A 16,453-nucleotide genomic window follows, 5' to 3' on the forward strand; every position below is an offset into this window, starting at 1 on the left:
AATGCGGTTCGCGCTCGGATCGGCTTGCAGTTCCATCACCAATCGTTAACCTGTGCGGCAATTGCCGCCGAGCCATGGCCGCGGCTCAACCTGCACGAGGTCCGCGCATCCATGCTGCATTTTCTGCCTGCCCCCCTGCTCGGTCTGCTGGGCAGTGTCCTGCTGGCCGTCAACACACTGTTCTGGTGCTGGCCTTTGTTTGCCGTCACCCTGCTGCGCATCCTCCTGCCATTGGCTGTCGTGCAGCGGGCCTGCGACCGGTCGATGGCCTTCATCCAGGAAGGCTGGATCAGCTGCAACAAGGTCTGGATGCAGGTGCTGGGCAACACCCGCTGGCACGTCCAGGGGGCACAGGGCTTCGACTATCAGCACTCCTACCTGGTGACCAGCAACCATCAGAGCTGGGTGGATATTCTGGTGCTGCAGTACCTGTTCAACAGACGAATCCGCCCGCTGAAGTTCTTCCTCAAGCAGGAGTTGATCTGGGTACCGGTAATCGGGCTGTGCTGGTGGGCGCTGGGTTTCCCGTTCATGAAGCGCTACTCCAAGGAATACCTGGCCAGGCACCCGGAGAAGAAAGGCAAGGACCTGCAGACCACCCGGCGTACCTGCGCCAAATTCCGACACAACCCTGTCGGCATCTTCAACTTCGTCGAAGGCACGCGGCTGACGCCGGCCAAGCACCGAGAACAGCAGTCCCCCTACCGTTATCTGTTGAAGCCCAAGGCGGGTGGCCTGGCCTTCGTACTCGATGCCATGGGCGAGCAACTGCACGGCATCATCAACGTCACCCTGCATTATCCCAAGGGCAGCCCAGGATTCTGGGCGCTGCTGAGTGGCCAGCTGGAAGAAGTGGTGGTACTCATCGAGCAGCTACCGATCCCCACGCACTTCATCGGTCGCGCCTATGATCAGGACGAAGCCTATCGCAAGGAATTCCAGCAATGGATCAACGCGCTCTGGCACGACAAGGACGTCCAGCTGGAACGGCTGCACCAGCAGCATCCCTGAGCCGTCAGCTCAGCGGCTGCAGCTCGGCACCGTAAAAGCAGAACTGCCGCCGCCCGCCGCGCTTGGCCGCGTACATCGCGGTATCGGCGGCGCGCAGCACCTCTTCGATGGTCTTGCCATCGGCGGGCAGCAAGGCGATACCGATGCTGACGCCCAGACTGAACGACTCGCCCTGGAAACGCTGCTCACTGGAGACCTGCTCGATCAGTTTCTCCGCCACTGACGCGGCATCGGCCGGACTGCCCAGGCTGTCGATGATCACCGTGAACTCGTCGCCCCCGATGCGCGCCAGATGGTCGTAGGGCCTCAGGCAGGTCTTGAGCTGCACACTGACCCAGCGCAGTACCTGATCGCCCATCTCGTGCCCCAGGGTGTCGTTGATGTGCTTGAAGCCATCCAGATCGAGGTAGAGCAACGCGGCCTTCTGACCGGTGCGCTCGTTGCGCGAGATCGCAGCCTGCAGCTCCTGAAGAAAACCGCGCCGGTTGAGTAATCCCGTCAGCGCATCCGTGATGGCCAGCGACTCGAGCTGTTGATGCAGGTCGCGAACCACCGACATGTCCAGCGCAAGCAGAATCATCGCGTTCTGCTCATCGGGCAGCGGCGAGCAAGACAGCGCTACCGGCACACGCTGTCCATCCCGGGTACGCAGGTTGGCATCGTGCAGACGCAGGTTCTCCCGACGCAGCCAATGCTGGTAGAAGCTCGACGCTTGCCAGCGTTCCTCGCGGGGCGTATCGATCCAGGTCAGCAGCTCGCTGCCGGCCAGCTCGGCGTCCTGACAACCGAGCATTCTGGCGATCGCCGGGTTAGCGAAGCGCACGCGCCCATCGTCGCCCACCACCATGATGCCTTCGGCGGTGTTGTCGAGAATCGAAGCATTGAAGGCGCGCTCGCGCTCCAGTTGCTGGCTGAGGCGCAACAGGCCGCTGCGATACTGCTCACGCTCGAGCAGCGCGCGCACCTTGTGCAGCAGGATCGCCGGCTGCACCGGCTTGGAAATGAAATCCACCGCACCGGCGCCGTAGCCCTGACTGAGGACGTCATCGGTCTGGATCATCCCGGAGATGAAGATGATCGGCGTGAAGCGCGTACGCGGATCATCGCGCATGCGTCGAGCCACCTCGAAACCGTCCATGCGTGGCATCTGCACATCGAGCAGCACCAGCCCCACCTGCCCCTGTGCCAGAAATTCCAGGGCCTTGGCGCCGGAGTCGAGGCAGTGCACCGGCCGGCCAATATCCTCCAGCAGCTCCTGCATGTCCTCCAGGTTGTCCCAGCGGTCATCGACGACGAGGATTCCCAGCGTCTTATCCTGATCCTGCACACCTACCTCCATGCCCATGACTGCGTCCCGCAGCGAGCTTCGACGCCTGACGGCATCGACAAGCTCGCGCCGGGTTCGACCATTCCTCTCACCAGTCTAGCCTTGCCCGGCCACATAGCCACGTGCCAGCCTGCAGAATCACAGGCATCAAAAAACCCCGCCGGGGCGGGGTTTCTGATGAGCCTTGGGTTCTTACAGCGGACGCAGATTGATCTCCACCCGGCGATTCTGCGCGCGGCCAGCTTCATTGGCATTGCTGGCGATAGGCTGGTTGGGGCCGGCTCCGTAAGAGGAGATGCGCGACGAGTCGACACCATTGGCCGACAGGTACGAGGCAACGCTCTGGGCACGGCGGGTAGACAGGTTCTGGTTGAGATCGGCAGAACCGGTGCTATCGGTATGACCGACGATATTCACGCCGTTCTTGTTGAATTCCTTGAAGGTCAGCACCAGCGAATTCAGCGTCGGGTAGAAGCTGCTGGAAATGTCCGCCGAGTTGCTGGCGAACGTGATATTGCCCGGCATGATCAGCGTCAGGTCGTTGCCGTTGCGCTGCACCTGAACGCCTGTGCCTTGCAACTGCTGACGCAGCTTGGCTTCCTGAGTATCGACGTAGTAACCGTAGCCACCGCCCGCCGCGCCACCGACGGCAGCTCCGATCAGCGCACCTTTCTTGCGATCCTTCTTGCTCGAGGTCGCGGCACCGACAGCAGCGCCTGCCAGGGCACCAACGCCGCCATAGATCCCAGCCTTGCCGGCCTGGCTTTCGCCGGTATAGGGGTTGGCCGTACAGCCGGAGAGAATGGCCAATACAGCGATAGCAGCCATCAGAGAGCGGCAGTTGTTCATGATGATTCCCTTGTGTCGTTGCGTGTAGATGTCAGGCTTGGCCCGCGGCTTCGAACCACGGAAAAGCGCCAAGTTCCTGACGCAGCCTAACAACTGCAAAGGGAAAAATCTGTAACGACTTGTTTTTCAAGCCCGCACGAAGGGGTTCTCGCGCATCTCGTCGCCCAGCCGGGTGTCCGCGCCATGGCCGGTGACCACGGTCGCCTCCTCGTCCAGGCGATACAATCGCTGCTTGATCGAGCGTTCGATGGTGGCATAGTCACCGCCCCACAGATCGGTCCGCCCGATGCCCCGGCGAAACAGCGTATCGCCGGCAATCAGCAACTTGGCCTCCGGAAACCAGAAGCTCATCGAACCCGGTGTATGACCCGGCGTATGCAGCGCCACGCCACAGCCGCAGGCGAGCGCCTCGTCATCGGCCAGCCACTGGTCAGGCGCAGGTACGGGCGTGTAGGGCACGCCGAACATCTGGCACTGCATCTCCAGGTTGTCCCAGAGAAACTGATCGTCCTTGTGCAGGTGCAGGGTTGCACCGGTCTTTTCTTTCATCTGTCCGGAGGCGAGAAAGTGATCGAGGTGCGCATGGGTATGGATGATGCTCACCACTTTCAGGCCCAGCACTTCCAGGCGCGCCATGATCAACTCCGGATTGCCGCCCGGATCGACGACTATGGCCTTGCCGGTCAAAGGATCACCGATGATCGTGCAGTTGCACTGCAACGGGCCGACGGGGAAGGTTTCGCGGATCAGGCTAGGTCGTGAAGCTTGCATGGGCGTTCCTGTAAAGCGGGTGGCGGGCCAAGGGCGGATTCTAGCCGTAAAGCGGGGCTTCACGCTTGCAGCCGGTGGTCAGGAATTCAGCAGCCCCAGCACCTGTGCTCGGGCCACGGCCTCGGTGCGGCGCTGCACGTTGAGCTTGCCATTGATATGGCGTGCGTGGGTTTTCACCGTGTGCAGGGAAATGAACAGCCGCTCGCTGATCTGCTGGTTGGAACACCCCTGCGCGATCAGTTGCAGTACCGCCAGCTCGCGAGTGCTCAGCCCTTCGCAACACGCGGTGGGCAGAACCACCGCAGCGGGCAACTGCTCCAGCAGCGACAGGCACAGCGGGCAGTTCGGGTACTCGCGCAGGCGCTCGCCAAGCCATTGCGGTTCCTGTTCCAGCAGTTGCCGAAACGGCAGCAGCGCACCACCTGCCAATGCCTGCACACAACCTCGCAGTTGCATGCGTGCCTCATGCTCGCGGCCGGCACGCCGCAACAGCAGGATCATCTGCACCCGTGCCGTCGTCCCTGGCAGGCTATCGATGCCGGTTTTCGTCAGCCCGGAAAAGAATCGCTCGGCCGCCTCTGCACGGCCCTGGGTGGTTGCCAGAACGCCTTGCAGCAAGGCGATATGCAGGTGCAACTGAGGCTGGAACTCCGGCGCTGCCGCAGCCTGTTCTCCACCGTAGGTTTCGGCCAGGCGCTGCAGCCAGACCGCAGCCAGCTCGGTCTGGCCCTGAAGCAGCCAGAGTTCGCATTTGCTCAGGGTGATGATCGCCAGGTAATACACCGCCGGCACATCCCACATGTGCATCAGCCGCTCGGCCTCGGCCAGTTCGGCGAATGCTTCGGCGAAGCGGCCTTCTCGGCCGTCCAGCGCGGCCAGGCAGCAATGCCCGAGCAGCACGCCCAGGTCACGACAGGCACGCGCCTCGCTGATACCGGCGCGCAACTGCTCTCGAGCATCCTGTGGCTGCAGGCGCACGGTCAGCAGATACCCGCCATAAAGCCGTAAACGTGCCCGGGTGGCGTAAGCATCCCCCGGCAAGCCGCGCAACCTGGCAAGGCCGATCTCGACTTCGCCAAGCGCCCGGGACACTTCGCCGCGGGCCTGCAGGCTGCGCGCCCGGTCGTGATGCACCAGGGCCTCGAACAATGGATTGCCGACCCGCTGCGCCAGCTCCAGGGCGTTGCGGTTGATCGCTCGAGCCTGCCAGATGTCGTTCTGACTAATGGCCAGATTGCCCAGCGTGGACAGGCACAGCAGCCGCTGCCCATAACGTTCCAGGGGCAGATCCTGCAAAGCCGCCTCGCAGTGACGTCGAGCCCTGTCACTGTCACCCCGCCCACGCGCGATGACCCCGCTGAGCGCCAGCCATTGCGCGATCAGGTTGCGCTGCTGTTCAGCATCGGGCGCTGGCAGAAAGCGCTGCAGTTGCCCGATCAGATCTTCGGCGGCATCCAGCTGGCAGGCCAGCACCAGTGCCCAGCCGTACAGGGCTATCAACCGTGGCGTACTGACCAGCAGGCTGTCCGGCAGGTTGGCTTTCCAGCGCAGCAAGGCGGCGAAGTCCTGCTCACCGAGCAGTTGTTCCTCGGAGAGGTTCTGAACCAGTTGTGCGGCAACGCCTGGCTGCCCGGCACGCAGGGCATGCTCGACCGCCTCGCCGATCGAACCCTGGGCAGCGAACCAGTTGCTGGCACGCAGATGTCGACCATTGGCCAGGGCCGGTTCAGAGCGGGCACGCAACAGATCGGAGAAAAGATGGTGATAACGAAACCAGCGGCCCTGGCTGTCGAGGGGCACCAGAAAGACCTGATGGGCCTGCAGGTGACGGAGAATTTCGCTGCTGTCCCGTGCATCGCGCAGGGCATCGCACAGCTCTGCACAGATACGTTCCTGGCCTGCCGTCTCGTAGAGAAATGCCTGTACCGCTTGTGGCTGGCGGCCGATCACCTCCTCGAGCAGATAGTCGCGAATCAACCCCTGAGCGCCCTGCAGACCTGCCTGCCCACGCACCGCCCCACCCTCTTCGGCCGCCAGTAGCCAGAGACGCAGACCGGCCACCCAGCCCTCGCTGCGCAGGCGCAATTCCGCCAGCTCGGCGGCAGTCAGCCTCACACCCCGCTCACGCAGCAGCGTCTCGACCTCTCGCTCGTCGAGACGCAAGTCCTGCTCCTGCAGTTCCAGCAGTTGCCGTGACAAACGAAGACGCGCGAGATGCCAGTCAGGGCGCTGACGGCTGGTGACCAGAAGTATCAACCCAGCAGGCAAGTGATTGAGCAGGAACTGCAGGCAACCGTCGAGTACCGCGCCCTGCGCCAAGTGGTAGTCGTCGAGGACGACGAGTAACGGCCTGGCGGTATCCAGGCGCTCACCCAGTTCGTCGAGCAACTCGCCCAGCCAGGCTTCGAAGGCGAACGGTTGGTGACGTTGGCGCAGCTTGAGCACGCCGGCAGCCTCGCTCGCCAGGCCGGGATAACAGGATTGCAGCCCGGCCAGAAGCCGCTCCAGAAAGCGGCCAGGATCGCTGTCGCGGCTGGCCAACCCCAGCCACAGGCTCTGCCAGCCTGCCGGCAGGCCTTCGCAGAACTCGATGGCCAAGGAGCTCTTGCCGAAACCGGCAGGTGCGCCGATGAACAGCAGACGCCCGCCCAGGCCGTGTAGCAGCCGCTCACAGAGACGTGGCCGTTTTATGTAGCCCTGCGGCAGAGGTGGCCGAAAGAAATGCCCGCAGCCCTCGCCCGATACGACGATGGGAGCGGCACGCAGTGAAGGAGAAGGGTCGATCATCAGCAGAATCTTGAACGGCGCAGCGAAGTGGGCAGAGTGACTGGTGAGCCTAGTCGGTAACCCGGCGCTTTAGAAGCCTCCATAACCGCTCTGGATGATTCAGGATGCGTCCGGCATGCACAGGCTCGCAGGTCTCCCCCGAATACGATCGAGCGTTTCTACAGGCAAGAAAAAACCGGCCCTGAGGCCGGTTCTCTCTCCTGCATGCGCTGATCAGCGAACGCCGGACTGACGCAGGGCTGCCGGGGTGTAATCGCTTTCCTTGGCCGGATAGTCGAACTCGTAAGCACGCTTCTCTTCGTTCTTCAGACCCAGAGCGAGGTAACGACCGGACAGCAGATCGTGGATGACTTCCACCGCGTACCAAGGTACCTGCTTGTCGTAGTAGTACTGCGCGTGGGCTTCGGCTACACGCCACAGGGTACCGCGACCGTCGTAGTGGTCGATAGCAGAGGCCTGCCAGGTATCCTCGTCAAGATAGAAGTCACGCTTGGCATAGATGTGACGCTCGCCCTGCTTGAGGGTAGCGGTCACGTGCCAGACGCGGTGCAGCTCATAACGGGTCAGATCCGGGTTCAAGTGCCCAGCCTTGACGATATCGCTGTACTTCAGTTTCGGCGAATCGATGCGGTAGCTGTTGTAGGGGATGTAGATTTCCTTCTTGCCCAGCAACTGCCAGTCATAGCGATCCGGCGAACCGTTGTACATGTCCAGGTTATCCGAGGTACGCAGGCCATCGGCTGCGGTACCCGGGCCATCGTAGGACACCTGCGGCGCACGACGCACGCGGCGCTGACCGGCGTTGTACAACCACGCCATGCGCGGCTCCTTCACCTGATCGATCGTCTCATGCACCAGCAGCACGTTGCCGGCCAGGCGCGAAGGCGCCGTTACCCGCTGCTTGAAGTAGAACAGGATATTGCTGGGTTTGCTGGTATCGACGTCCTTCATCATCCCGCGGAAGGCGAACTCCTCTTCCAGGCTGACCGGGCTGAACGAGCCATTGGCCTGCGGCGTCACCTGTACGACGTGGCGTCGAACGCTGGCGCCACGGTAGCGGGTGATGTGGTTCCAGATCGCTTCCAGGCCGTCCTTGGGAATCGGGAAGGGGTTGGCCAGCTGGAAATTCTCCAGACCTTCACCGCCCTGAATCAGCTTGGTGTTGGTGGCATTGAGTTTGGCTGCGGCGGTGATGTTATCCGGCAGATTCGCCGTACGGTGGGTTGGGAATACCGGCATCCGGTAGGTTTCCGGGTAACGCTTGAACATCGCGTACTGGCCCGGCGTGAGCTTGTCCTTGTACTGCTCGACGTTCTGCGCGGTGATGGTGAACAGCGGCTTCTCGTTGGGGAATGGATCGGCCAGGAAACCACCACCATCCACAGCCCCGGCATTGATCGGCAAACCACCGGTCCAGGCGGGAATGCTGCCATCGGCATTGCCTGCTTTCTCCGCACCAATCGGCGTCAGGGTATTACCCAGCTTGGCGGCCTCATCCGAAGATACCGCCGCCATCACGCTGCAGGCCAGCAGCGACAAGGTCAGAGCGCCGGTCTGCAACAGTCTTTTCGTTGTGTTCATAAATGCATTTTCCTATGAATACGGGCGCTTAGAAGTTCATGCCGAAGCTGAGGGCGACGAAGTCGCGATCGTCCTGCACGCTATAGTCACCACCGAAGAAGTTGGTGTAGGCGAGGCTGGCCGTGTAGGTGTTCTGGTACTCGGCATCGACGCCCAGGCTGACGGCCTTGCGGCCTTCTTCGAAGTTGGCACCTGGGCCTGGGGAATAACCCTTCACGTCATGGGACCAGGCCACGTTGGGCTTGAGGTTCACGCCGGCGAATGCATCGTTGTAATCCCAGATGGCCCGCATGCGATAGCCCCACGAATCGGAGGTGGTGAAACCATCGTTTTCGCAGTAGCGGCTGACGTTCCGCGCATCGCCTGCACCGATGGTGCTAGCGTTGAGCGACTGGCAACGCCCGCCCGCCAATGGGCCTGGGCCGAATACGGGATCGCGGCCGTAGCGGATTTCCGAAACACTCTCCAGGCCGCCGACGTGCGTCCAGCCCACTTCACCGACGACGGTCATACGGGCTGCACCCATGACCTGGTCGAAGAAGTGAGTGAACGTGGTTTGCAGCTGGGTGATTTCCTTGCGGCGGTAACCGTGACTGTCCTGCCCCGCGACTGCCTGGATCGGCGACACGGATGGGTCGATAAGGGTCAAACCACCAAAGAGAATGTCGGTCGAGTTGATTTGTACGGGGGCATTCGGCCGGTAACTGATTTCACCACTCCAAGCGGTGCCTGTCGGCAACGTGGTGGAGAAGCTCAACCCATAAAGACGGATATCTTCAGGATATTCGATGAAGTAACGGCTATTGCCCGCAATCGCAGCAGACGCCAGACCTGTAGCGGCAGTCTGGAATTGGGCGCTGGAAAGCACGGCATTCCTGACCGCGGCCAACCCTCCTGGCGTAGCGCATGTAGCCCCGAGCGTCGCACAGCGGGCCGATATCAATGAAGTAGCCAGCCCGGTAGGCGCTGACCGTGCAGCAGCTACTGTTGCTGCGGAAGCTGCCTGTCCGCTGAAGATCGGCGCACGGCTGTGATAATTCATGAAATAGGCACCGAACTCGGTATCCAGCTCCTGCGCGTACCAACGCAGCGCGAGGCCGAACTGACCATCGTCACGGGCATCTCTGTCGGCACCGCGAGGAACGATCACCCCTTCGGAGGTGGTGCGATAGCCTGCGCCAGCCGCGGCACCGAACCCTGACAGCGCCCCGAGGGCAGGACTGAGAACGGCCAGGTTGTCGCTACAGCCATCCGCGTAAACGTCAGGCTGCGAGAAGAAGGTGCCGCAGTTGTCGACGACGGTCTGGTCCCACTCCAGCTGATAGAAGAACTCCGCAGACAGATTATCGGTCAGGCTTTGCGACACGTAGAACATGTTGACCGGAATCAGCCCCTCCTTGACCTCGGCACCGGGACGGCGGAACGCAGCGACGTCTACCGGGTTGATCGCATTGATGCTGTTCTGGATGAAGGTACTTTCGCCCCAGCTGACTACCTGCTTGCCCAGACGCACGGTACCGGGCTGATCGGCGATGCTGTAATTGTGGTAGACGAATGCATCGAGCAGCTCGCCGCCAGAAGACTTGGCGCCTTCCTTGCGGTTGGAATCACTGATGTCCTTGAACTCGCGACCCTCGTCCTTGAGTTCGAAGTCGTACCAATACTTGCCACGTACGAAAACACCAGTATCCCCATACTTGAGTTCGAGATCGTGGATACCTTTGAAGATCTTCGAGAAGGTCTCGCCACGCTTGAAGTTCAACCGGCCATCGTCAGTGGTTTGCGAAAGCCCGTAACCACCGTTGTTGACACCGATCAGATTCTTGTCAGCTTTGGACGTCGACCAACTGGCCCCTACCGACAGCGACGAATCGAATTGTCCTTCGATCTCCCCGATATTGAAATTGACGGCGAATGCCGGGCTGGCGAGAGCTGATGCGAGGCTGACGGCCAGCGGCAGTTTTGCCAGACGCCAGAACGGCCTTGTTGTGTTGGTCATCGACGCTACTCCATTTGTTTTTGTTATGGCTGATTGACTATAGCCAGCGAGCCTTGCCGGGTGATCACCCGAAAGAGTGATTTACAGTGCTCGAGACACTCTGGCTCGCAGGTTTCGACGGATCAGTCCCATCCGTGACAAGCCAAGAATGGCTCGAATCCAGCAATTAGCAAGCCAAACGCTTGTTTGACTGATCAGTCACATTTTCGCCGTTGAAATTCGTGCCTTACAGGGTCGACAGAAACCCACTTCCTGCCGCCTGCCACTGCGCGATGTCGACGCGAATGCGCTTTTTGTCCAGCTTGCCCACACTGGTCTTGGGAACTTCGGTAACAAGGGCGATCTGAGTGGGAATGGCCCACTTGTTGATGTGGCCCTGCTCGACGAAAGGCTTGAGGTGCTCCTTGAGAATCCTCGCGTCCATCTCCTGCCCCTCCTTCGCCACCACCAACGCGAACGGGCGCTCGCCCCACTGCGGATCGGCCACGCCAACCACCGCGACTTCACGCACTGCGGGATGACGGCTGATCAGGTCTTCCAGTTCCAGGGAAGATATCCACTCGCCACCGGTCTTGATCACATCCTTGATGCGGTCACGAATCTCGATGAAGCCCATGGCGTCCAGAGTCGCCACATCGCCGGTGTGCAGCCAGCCATGAGCCCACAGCTCCTCGCTCTTGTCCGGTTCGCGGTAATAGCCCTGGGTCAGCCAGGGGGAGCGCAACACCAGTTCACCCTGGGTTTCGCCATCGGCTGGTAACTGCTGGCCGTCGGCGTCCATGATCGCCGCCTCGACCAGTGGGACTGGAATACCCGCCTTGATGCGGTAGGTGATGCGCTCGTCCTCACTGCCCGCCAGCAACTCCTCGTTGAGGTAACCACAGGAAATCAGCGGGCAGGTTTCCGACATGCCATAGGCTGCCGTGAGCTGGATGCCGCTGGCCTTGGCCGCATCGTAGAGGGTGCGATTCAGGGCGCTGCCCCCGATGATGATCTTCAACCCCTTGAAATCGTATCCCTGGGCACCCGGGGCGCCGAGCAGCATCTGCAGGATGGTCGGCACGCAGTGGGAGAAGGTCACCCGCTCGCCCTTGATCAGCTTGCAGAGCATTTCCGGCTCGTAACGACCCGGATAGACCTGCTTGACCCCCAGCAGGGTGGCGACATAGGGCACGCCCCAGGCATGCACGTGGAACATCGGCGTGATCGGCATGTAGACATCGTCGCTGCCCATCAGGCGGATGCTGTCCAGGCTGCCGACCGTGCAGGCCATGGACAGGGTGTGCAGCACCAGTTGCCGATGGGTGAAGTACACGCCCTTGGGGTTGCCGGTGGTCCCCGTGGTGTAGAAGGTTGTGGCCACGGAGTTCTCGTCGAAGTCGGCGAACTCGTATATCGGGCTGGCTGCCGCGAGCAGGCTCTCGTACTCGCCGAGCAGGTTGGGAAGCGCTGCACGGCAATCGTCAGCGTCGGTCAGCAGCAGCGTACCGGTGACACCGGTGAGCTGATCGGCAATGCCCTGATAAAGCGCCACGAAATCACTGTTGACCAGCACGAAGCGGTCATCGGCGTGGTTCATGGTGTAAAGGATCTGCTCGGGTGACAGACGGATGTTGATGGTATGCAGCACCGCACCGATCATCGGCACCGCGAACATGCACTCCAGATAACGATGGCTGTCCCAGTCCATGACCGCTACCGTGTCCCCGGCCTTGACCCCTGCCTGAGCAAGCACGTTGGCCAGGCGAGCCACCCGCTCGGCGAAGGTCGCGTAGCTGTAGCGCAGGGTGTCCCGGTAGACGATCTCGCGGGTTTTCTCGTAGCGACAGCCGGAGAGCAGCAGGTGCTTGATCAGCAGTGGGTATTGATGGGCATTGGCAGCGGGAGGAATGATGCGGGTCTGCAGCATGGGCTCACCTGTTCTGGACTATTGTTGGTAGCGAAGCCTGAGTGTCTTGGCACTCTGGCCGACGGTAGCGCGGGCGCGCGCCCGTTCAATCAGCCGAAAGGATGATTCTGCCGTCATGCTGGAACCGCCATGCAGGTTTCGCCATAACCAACAAGAACGAGGTAGAGCATGTCAGAGATCGTCATCGTCAGCGGCGCTCGTACGCCCATGGGTGGTTTTCAGGGCAGCCTGTCGACACTCAGCGCCGTTGAACTGGGGGCTGCGGCGATTCGCGCCGCGGTAGCCAAGGCAGGTATAGCGCCGGCCGATGTGCAGGAAGTGATCATGGGCTGCGTTCTGCCCGCGGGGCTCAAGCAGGGGCCGGCCCGCCAGGCATCCCTGGCCGCCGGGCTGCCCAGTGCCACAGGCTGCACCACCCTCAACAAGCTTTGTGGCTCGGGCATGAAAGCCGTGATGCTGGCCCACGATCTGATCAAGGCTGGCAGCAACGAGGTGATGATCGCCGGCGGCATGGAAAGCATGTCCAACGCCCCGTACCTCCTGCCGAAGGCCCGTGGAGGCCTGCGCATGGGCCATGGCGAAGTCAAGGATCACATGTTCTTCGATGGCCTGGAGGATGCCCGCACGGGCCGTCTGATGGGCTCTTTCGCTCAGGAAACCGCAGACAGCCATGGCATCACCCGCGAAGCCATGGATGCCTATGCCATCGAATCGCTGCGCCGCGCGCAGCATGCCATGGCCACAGGGCTGCTGGCCGACGAGATCGTGCCCGTCACCCTGAGCACCCGCCAGGGCGACGTACGGGTGAGTGAAGACGAGCAGCCCCTGAGTGCCAGGATCGACCGTATTCCTGCTCTTAAGCCAGCCTTTGGCAAGGACGGCAGCATTACCGCGGCCAACGCCAGTTCGATCTCCGATGGTGCCAGCGCGCTGCTGCTGATGAGTGCCGAACAGGCCACGGCGCGCGGCCTCAAACCGCTGGCACGAATCGTCGCGCACGCCACGCAAAGCCAGGATCCCAGCGAGTTCACCCTTGCCCCGATCGGCGCCATCGGCAACCTGCTGCGCAAGGTCGGCTGGCGCAAGGATGAGGTCGATCTGTTCGAAATCAACGAAGCCTTCGCCATGGTCAGCATGCTGGCCATCCGCGAACACGGCCTCGATCACGACAAGGTGAACATATACGGCGGCGCCTGCGCCCAGGGTCACCCGGTGGGTTCGACCGGCTCGCGGATCATCATCACGCTGATCAACGCGCTGCGCCAGACCGGCGGCACGCGTGGCATCGCCTCGCTGTGCATTGGCGGTGGCGAGGCGACGGCAATCGCCGTGGAAATCATCTGACGCTCAGTGAAGCAGGAGCACTCCCGTGCTCCTCACTTCAGCTCGGTGAAGGCCAGCTTGATACCCAGGCCGACCAGCACCGCGCCCATCAGGCGATCGAACCAGTGCCCCATGCGGGCAAAACCATCACGCACCCGCTGGTGGCTGAAGAGCATGGCCACCAGGCAGAACCACGATGCGGTTGCCACTGCCAGGTAAACGCCGTAACCGCCCTGAACCAGCAGCGGCGTGTGGGGGTTGATCACCACGGTGAACAGCGACAGGAAGAACAGCGTTGCCTTGGGGTTCAGGCCATTGGTGACGAAGCCCGTGACGAAGGCCCCGCGGCGCGTGCGCGCAAGCGCTGGAGCCTGGTTCCGGGCGGCAGCCGCAGTGGCCGGCCTGGCGCGCAGTGCCTTGAAGCCGATGTACAGCAGATAGGCGGCTGCCAGCCACTTCAAGGCATTGAACAGTACGATGGACTGGGAAACGATCAGGCCGATACCCAGCAGCGAATATGCCACGTGAACGAAGATCCCCATGCCCACGCCCAGCGCGCAGAACACACCCGTGCGGCGTCCGTGCGCGACGCTCTCGCGCACCACGATGGCGAAGTCCGGCCCGGGGCTGGCCACTGCCAGCAGGTGGATCAGGGCAACGGTGAAGAATTCCATCCAGTACATAACGGCTCCGCATCGGCTTCAAACGGTGTTCGGCACTCGGCGGTCCAGTCGTGGCCCTCGGGGGTCAAGCCGCCGCCAGTGGCGTAGAGGTTCTGATAGGCTGCACTTTACCTCCCGACAAGAACGCCAGAAAGGTACAGCTGATGAGTAAAACCGGCCGCGCAGTATTTCTCGACTATCGCTCCCTCGATCTGGGCGATCTGGACATGACTCCAATGCACGAGCAGTTCGCCGAGCTGGTGCTCCACGAGCGGAGTACCTCGGAACAGGTCATCGAACGACTGCAGGGCGCCCGCGTGGCCATCGTCAACAAGGCAGTGATCGACGCCTCGGTGCTCGGCGCCTGCCCGGATCTCCAACTGGTACTGGTAAGCGCCACCGGCACCAACAATGTCGACCTGGATGCCGCCCGCAGCCGTGGCGTCGCCGTCTGCAACTGCCAGGGCTACGGCACCCCCTCGGTCGCGCAGCACACCCTCACCCTGCTACTCGCCCTGGCCACCAGCCTGGCGGAGTACCAGCGTGACATCCGCGCCGGTCGCTGGCAGCAATCGCCGATGTTCTGCCTGCTCGACCACCCGATCGTCGAGCTCGAAGGCAAGACCCTGGGTATGCTCGGCCACGGTGAACTGGGGGGCGCCGTCGCCCGGCTGGCCGAAGCCTTCGGCATGCGCGTGCTCTACGGGCAACTGCCAGGCCGCCCACCGCGGGCGGATCGCCTGCCGCTCGATGAGCTGCTGCCCCAGGTCGACGCACTGACCCTGCATTGCCCGCTGACCGAGCAGACCCGCAACCTGATCACCGCCCGCGAACTGGGCCTGCTCAAGCCCGGCGCTTTCGTGATCAATACCGCGCGTGGGGGCCTCATCGACGAGCAGGCCCTGGCCGATGCCCTGCGTGCCGGCAAGCTCGGCGGCGCGGCCACCGATGTGCTGACCCAGGAACCACCCCGCGATGGCAACCCGCTGCTGGCTGCCGACATTCCTCGCCTGATCGTCACCCCGCACAGCGCCTGGGGCAGTCGCGAGGCGCGCCAGCGGATCGTCGGGCAACTGGCGGAAAATGCCGCAGGCTTTCTGTCAGGCCAGGCAATACGTCAGGTGAACTGAGGGCTCTTCCGTTCTCCGTCGGCTTTGGGCTTGCAGCTTGAAGCTGGCGCCCCTACCCTTCGCGCTTTTGCCGGGGGAGATCTCATGGATCCGCGAAGTGAAGTGCTGCTGCGTCAGGCCGAGCTGTTCAACGGCCCGATGCTGCTCGCAGGGCTCCCGGCCGATGACCTACTCGGACAACTGCCACACGCCCTTGGCTGGAGTTGGCACGCCGGCGACCACGGCCGACTCGAAGCGCGCTTCGCCGAACGCAGCTCGTTTGGCGTGGCCCCGCCGCAGGCCAGCTTCGACTCTGCCGTGCTGTTTCTGCCCAAGTCCCGCGAGCTGACCGGTTACCTGCTCGACGCTCTGGCGGCCCGCCTGCCAGGCGGCGTGCTCTATCTGGTCGGTGAGAAGCGCGCAGGTGTCGAGCGTGCGGCCAAACAGATGGCCGCTTATGGCACGCCGCGCAAGCTCGACAGCGCACGTCATTGCCAGCTCTGGCAAGTGCGCGTGGATCAGGCCCCTGCCACCCCGGACCTCTGCGCACTGGCGCAGCGCTACACACTGCCGCTCGATGACGGCCCGCTCGAGGTGATCACCCTTCCAGGCGTGTTCAGTCACGGCCGGCTGGATATCGGCAGCGCCCTGCTGCTCGACCATCTGGGGGAGCTGCCGAGCGGTCATCTGCTGGACTTCGGCTGTGGCGCCGGCGTACTCGGCGCGGTGCTCAAGCGCCGCTATCCGCACAGCCACGTCACCCTGCTGGACGTCGATGCGTTCGCCGTCGCCAGCAGCCGCCTGACCCTTGCCGCGAACGGCCTGGAAGCCGACGTCATCAGCGGTGATGGCATCGCCGCGGCGCCCTCGGAGTTGAGCGCGATCCTCAGCAACCCGCCCTTCCACCAGGGCGTGCACACCCACTATCAGGCCAGCGAGGACTTGTTGCGCCAGGCCGGCAAGCATCTGCGCAAGGGTGGGCAGATTCGCCTGGTGGCCAACCGTTTCCTCAAATACCCGCCCCTGATCGAACAGCATATCGGCACCTGCCACACCCTGGCCGATGCCGAGGGCTTCCGCATCTACCAGGCGCTCAGCCGCTGACGCATCGGGCCTGCGGCACAA

At 62.6% G+C, this 16,453-nt stretch carries 12 protein-coding genes; 4 read left to right on the forward strand and 8 right to left on the reverse strand.

All coding sequences use genetic code 11. The features are described 5' to 3' along the window. The first annotated feature begins 111 nt into the window (after positions 1 to 111). Positions 112 to 1,011, forward strand: coding sequence for a 1-acylglycerol-3-phosphate O-acyltransferase, YihG family (yihG, locus tag QRN22_RS01600; protein ID WP_042555222.1), 900 nt, complete (start codon positions 112 to 114; stop codon positions 1,009 to 1,011). A gap of 4 nt (positions 1,012 to 1,015) precedes the next feature. On the opposite strand, the gene QRN22_RS01605 is transcribed toward yihG, so the two are convergent. The 7 genes from QRN22_RS01605 to QRN22_RS01635 form a co-directional block, all read right to left on the reverse strand. Continuing rightward, on the reverse strand, positions 1,016 to 2,338 hold the full coding sequence (locus tag QRN22_RS01605; protein ID WP_231570200.1) for a GGDEF domain-containing response regulator: 1,323 nt from the start codon (positions 2,336 to 2,338) through the stop codon (positions 1,016 to 1,018). 192 nt (positions 2,339 to 2,530) lie between these two features. Continuing rightward, a complete protein-coding gene (locus QRN22_RS01610) occupies positions 2,531 to 3,187 on the reverse strand; it encodes a YiaD family glycine zipper/OmpA-like lipoprotein (RefSeq protein ID WP_042555221.1) in 657 nt (218 codons plus the stop codon). Between the two features lie 126 nt (positions 3,188 to 3,313). Beyond that, complete coding sequence (locus tag QRN22_RS01615) at positions 3,314 to 3,958, reverse strand: MBL fold metallo-hydrolase (RefSeq protein WP_042555220.1); 645 nt, start codon at positions 3,956 to 3,958, stop codon at positions 3,314 to 3,316. Between the two features lie 78 nt (positions 3,959 to 4,036). After that, positions 4,037 to 6,745: a winged helix-turn-helix domain-containing protein gene (locus QRN22_RS01620; RefSeq protein WP_052493832.1), complete on the reverse strand. Its 2,709-nt coding sequence runs from the start codon at positions 6,743 to 6,745 to the stop codon at positions 4,037 to 4,039. Between the two features lie 213 nt (positions 6,746 to 6,958). Beyond that, a complete protein-coding gene (locus QRN22_RS01625; protein ID WP_042555219.1) occupies positions 6,959 to 8,326 on the reverse strand; it encodes a DUF1329 domain-containing protein in 1,368 nt (455 codons plus the stop codon). A 28-nt stretch (positions 8,327 to 8,354) separates the two neighbouring features. Continuing rightward, a complete protein-coding gene (locus tag QRN22_RS01630) occupies positions 8,355 to 10,325 on the reverse strand; it encodes a DUF1302 domain-containing protein (RefSeq protein WP_042555218.1) in 1,971 nt (656 codons plus the stop codon). Positions 10,326 to 10,551: 226 nt separating this feature from the next. After that, the gene (locus QRN22_RS01635; RefSeq protein ID WP_042555217.1) at positions 10,552 to 12,234 is read right to left on the reverse strand and encodes a fatty acid--CoA ligase; all 1,683 of its coding nucleotides are present in this window, start codon (positions 12,232 to 12,234) and stop codon (positions 10,552 to 10,554) included. A 168-nt stretch (positions 12,235 to 12,402) separates the two neighbouring features. Here QRN22_RS01635 and QRN22_RS01640 point away from each other — a divergent pair, with 168 nt between their 5' ends. After that, complete coding sequence (locus QRN22_RS01640; RefSeq protein WP_042555216.1) at positions 12,403 to 13,578, forward strand: acetyl-CoA C-acyltransferase; 1,176 nt, start codon at positions 12,403 to 12,405, stop codon at positions 13,576 to 13,578. A 32-nt stretch (positions 13,579 to 13,610) separates the two neighbouring features. On the opposite strand, the gene QRN22_RS01645 is transcribed toward QRN22_RS01640, so the two are convergent. After that, on the reverse strand, positions 13,611 to 14,240 hold the full coding sequence (locus QRN22_RS01645) for a LysE family transporter (RefSeq protein ID WP_042555215.1): 630 nt from the start codon (positions 14,238 to 14,240) through the stop codon (positions 13,611 to 13,613). A gap of 143 nt (positions 14,241 to 14,383) precedes the next feature. Here QRN22_RS01645 and QRN22_RS01650 point away from each other — a divergent pair, with 143 nt between their 5' ends. Both QRN22_RS01650 and QRN22_RS01655 read left to right on the forward strand, forming a co-directional pair. After that, positions 14,384 to 15,349 carry a 2-hydroxyacid dehydrogenase gene (locus QRN22_RS01650; protein ID WP_042555214.1) on the forward strand — a complete coding sequence of 322 codons (966 nt, stop codon included), beginning with the start codon at positions 14,384 to 14,386 and terminating at the stop codon, positions 15,347 to 15,349. Between the two features lie 84 nt (positions 15,350 to 15,433). Then, on the forward strand, positions 15,434 to 16,432 hold the full coding sequence (locus QRN22_RS01655; RefSeq protein ID WP_042555213.1) for a methyltransferase: 999 nt from the start codon (positions 15,434 to 15,436) through the stop codon (positions 16,430 to 16,432). Positions 16,433 to 16,453 lie beyond the last annotated feature (21 nt).

Origin of the sequence: Pseudomonas sp. MEJ086 (assembly GCF_030209025.1) — a bacterium.
In the GTDB taxonomy this organism is placed as follows: Bacteria; Pseudomonadota; Gammaproteobacteria; order Pseudomonadales; family Pseudomonadaceae; genus Aquipseudomonas; species Aquipseudomonas fulva_A.

Excerpts from the sequence above, each read along its gene's own strand:
- yihG (WP_042555222.1), top strand. The coding sequence starts at position 112 with ATGCTGCATTTTCTGCCTGCCCCCCTGCTCGGTCTGCTGGGCAGTGTC.
- QRN22_RS01610 (WP_042555221.1), bottom strand. The coding sequence starts at position 3,187 with ATGAACAACTGCCGCTCTCTGATGGCTGCTATCGCTGTATTGGCCATT.
- QRN22_RS01615 (WP_042555220.1), bottom strand. The coding sequence starts at position 3,958 with ATGCAAGCTTCACGACCTAGCCTGATCCGCGAAACCTTCCCCGTCGGC.
- QRN22_RS01620 (WP_052493832.1), bottom strand. The coding sequence starts at position 6,745 with ATGATCGACCCTTCTCCTTCACTGCGTGCCGCTCCCATCGTCGTATCG.
- QRN22_RS01625 (WP_042555219.1), bottom strand. The coding sequence starts at position 8,326 with ATGAACACAACGAAAAGACTGTTGCAGACCGGCGCTCTGACCTTGTCG.
- QRN22_RS01630 (WP_042555218.1), bottom strand. The coding sequence starts at position 10,325 with ATGACCAACACAACAAGGCCGTTCTGGCGTCTGGCAAAACTGCCGCTG.
- QRN22_RS01635 (WP_042555217.1), bottom strand. The coding sequence starts at position 12,234 with ATGCTGCAGACCCGCATCATTCCTCCCGCTGCCAATGCCCATCAATAC.
- QRN22_RS01640 (WP_042555216.1), top strand. The coding sequence starts at position 12,403 with ATGTCAGAGATCGTCATCGTCAGCGGCGCTCGTACGCCCATGGGTGGT.
- QRN22_RS01645 (WP_042555215.1), bottom strand. The coding sequence starts at position 14,240 with ATGTACTGGATGGAATTCTTCACCGTTGCCCTGATCCACCTGCTGGCA.
- QRN22_RS01650 (WP_042555214.1), top strand. The coding sequence starts at position 14,384 with ATGAGTAAAACCGGCCGCGCAGTATTTCTCGACTATCGCTCCCTCGAT.
- QRN22_RS01655 (WP_042555213.1), top strand. The coding sequence starts at position 15,434 with ATGGATCCGCGAAGTGAAGTGCTGCTGCGTCAGGCCGAGCTGTTCAAC.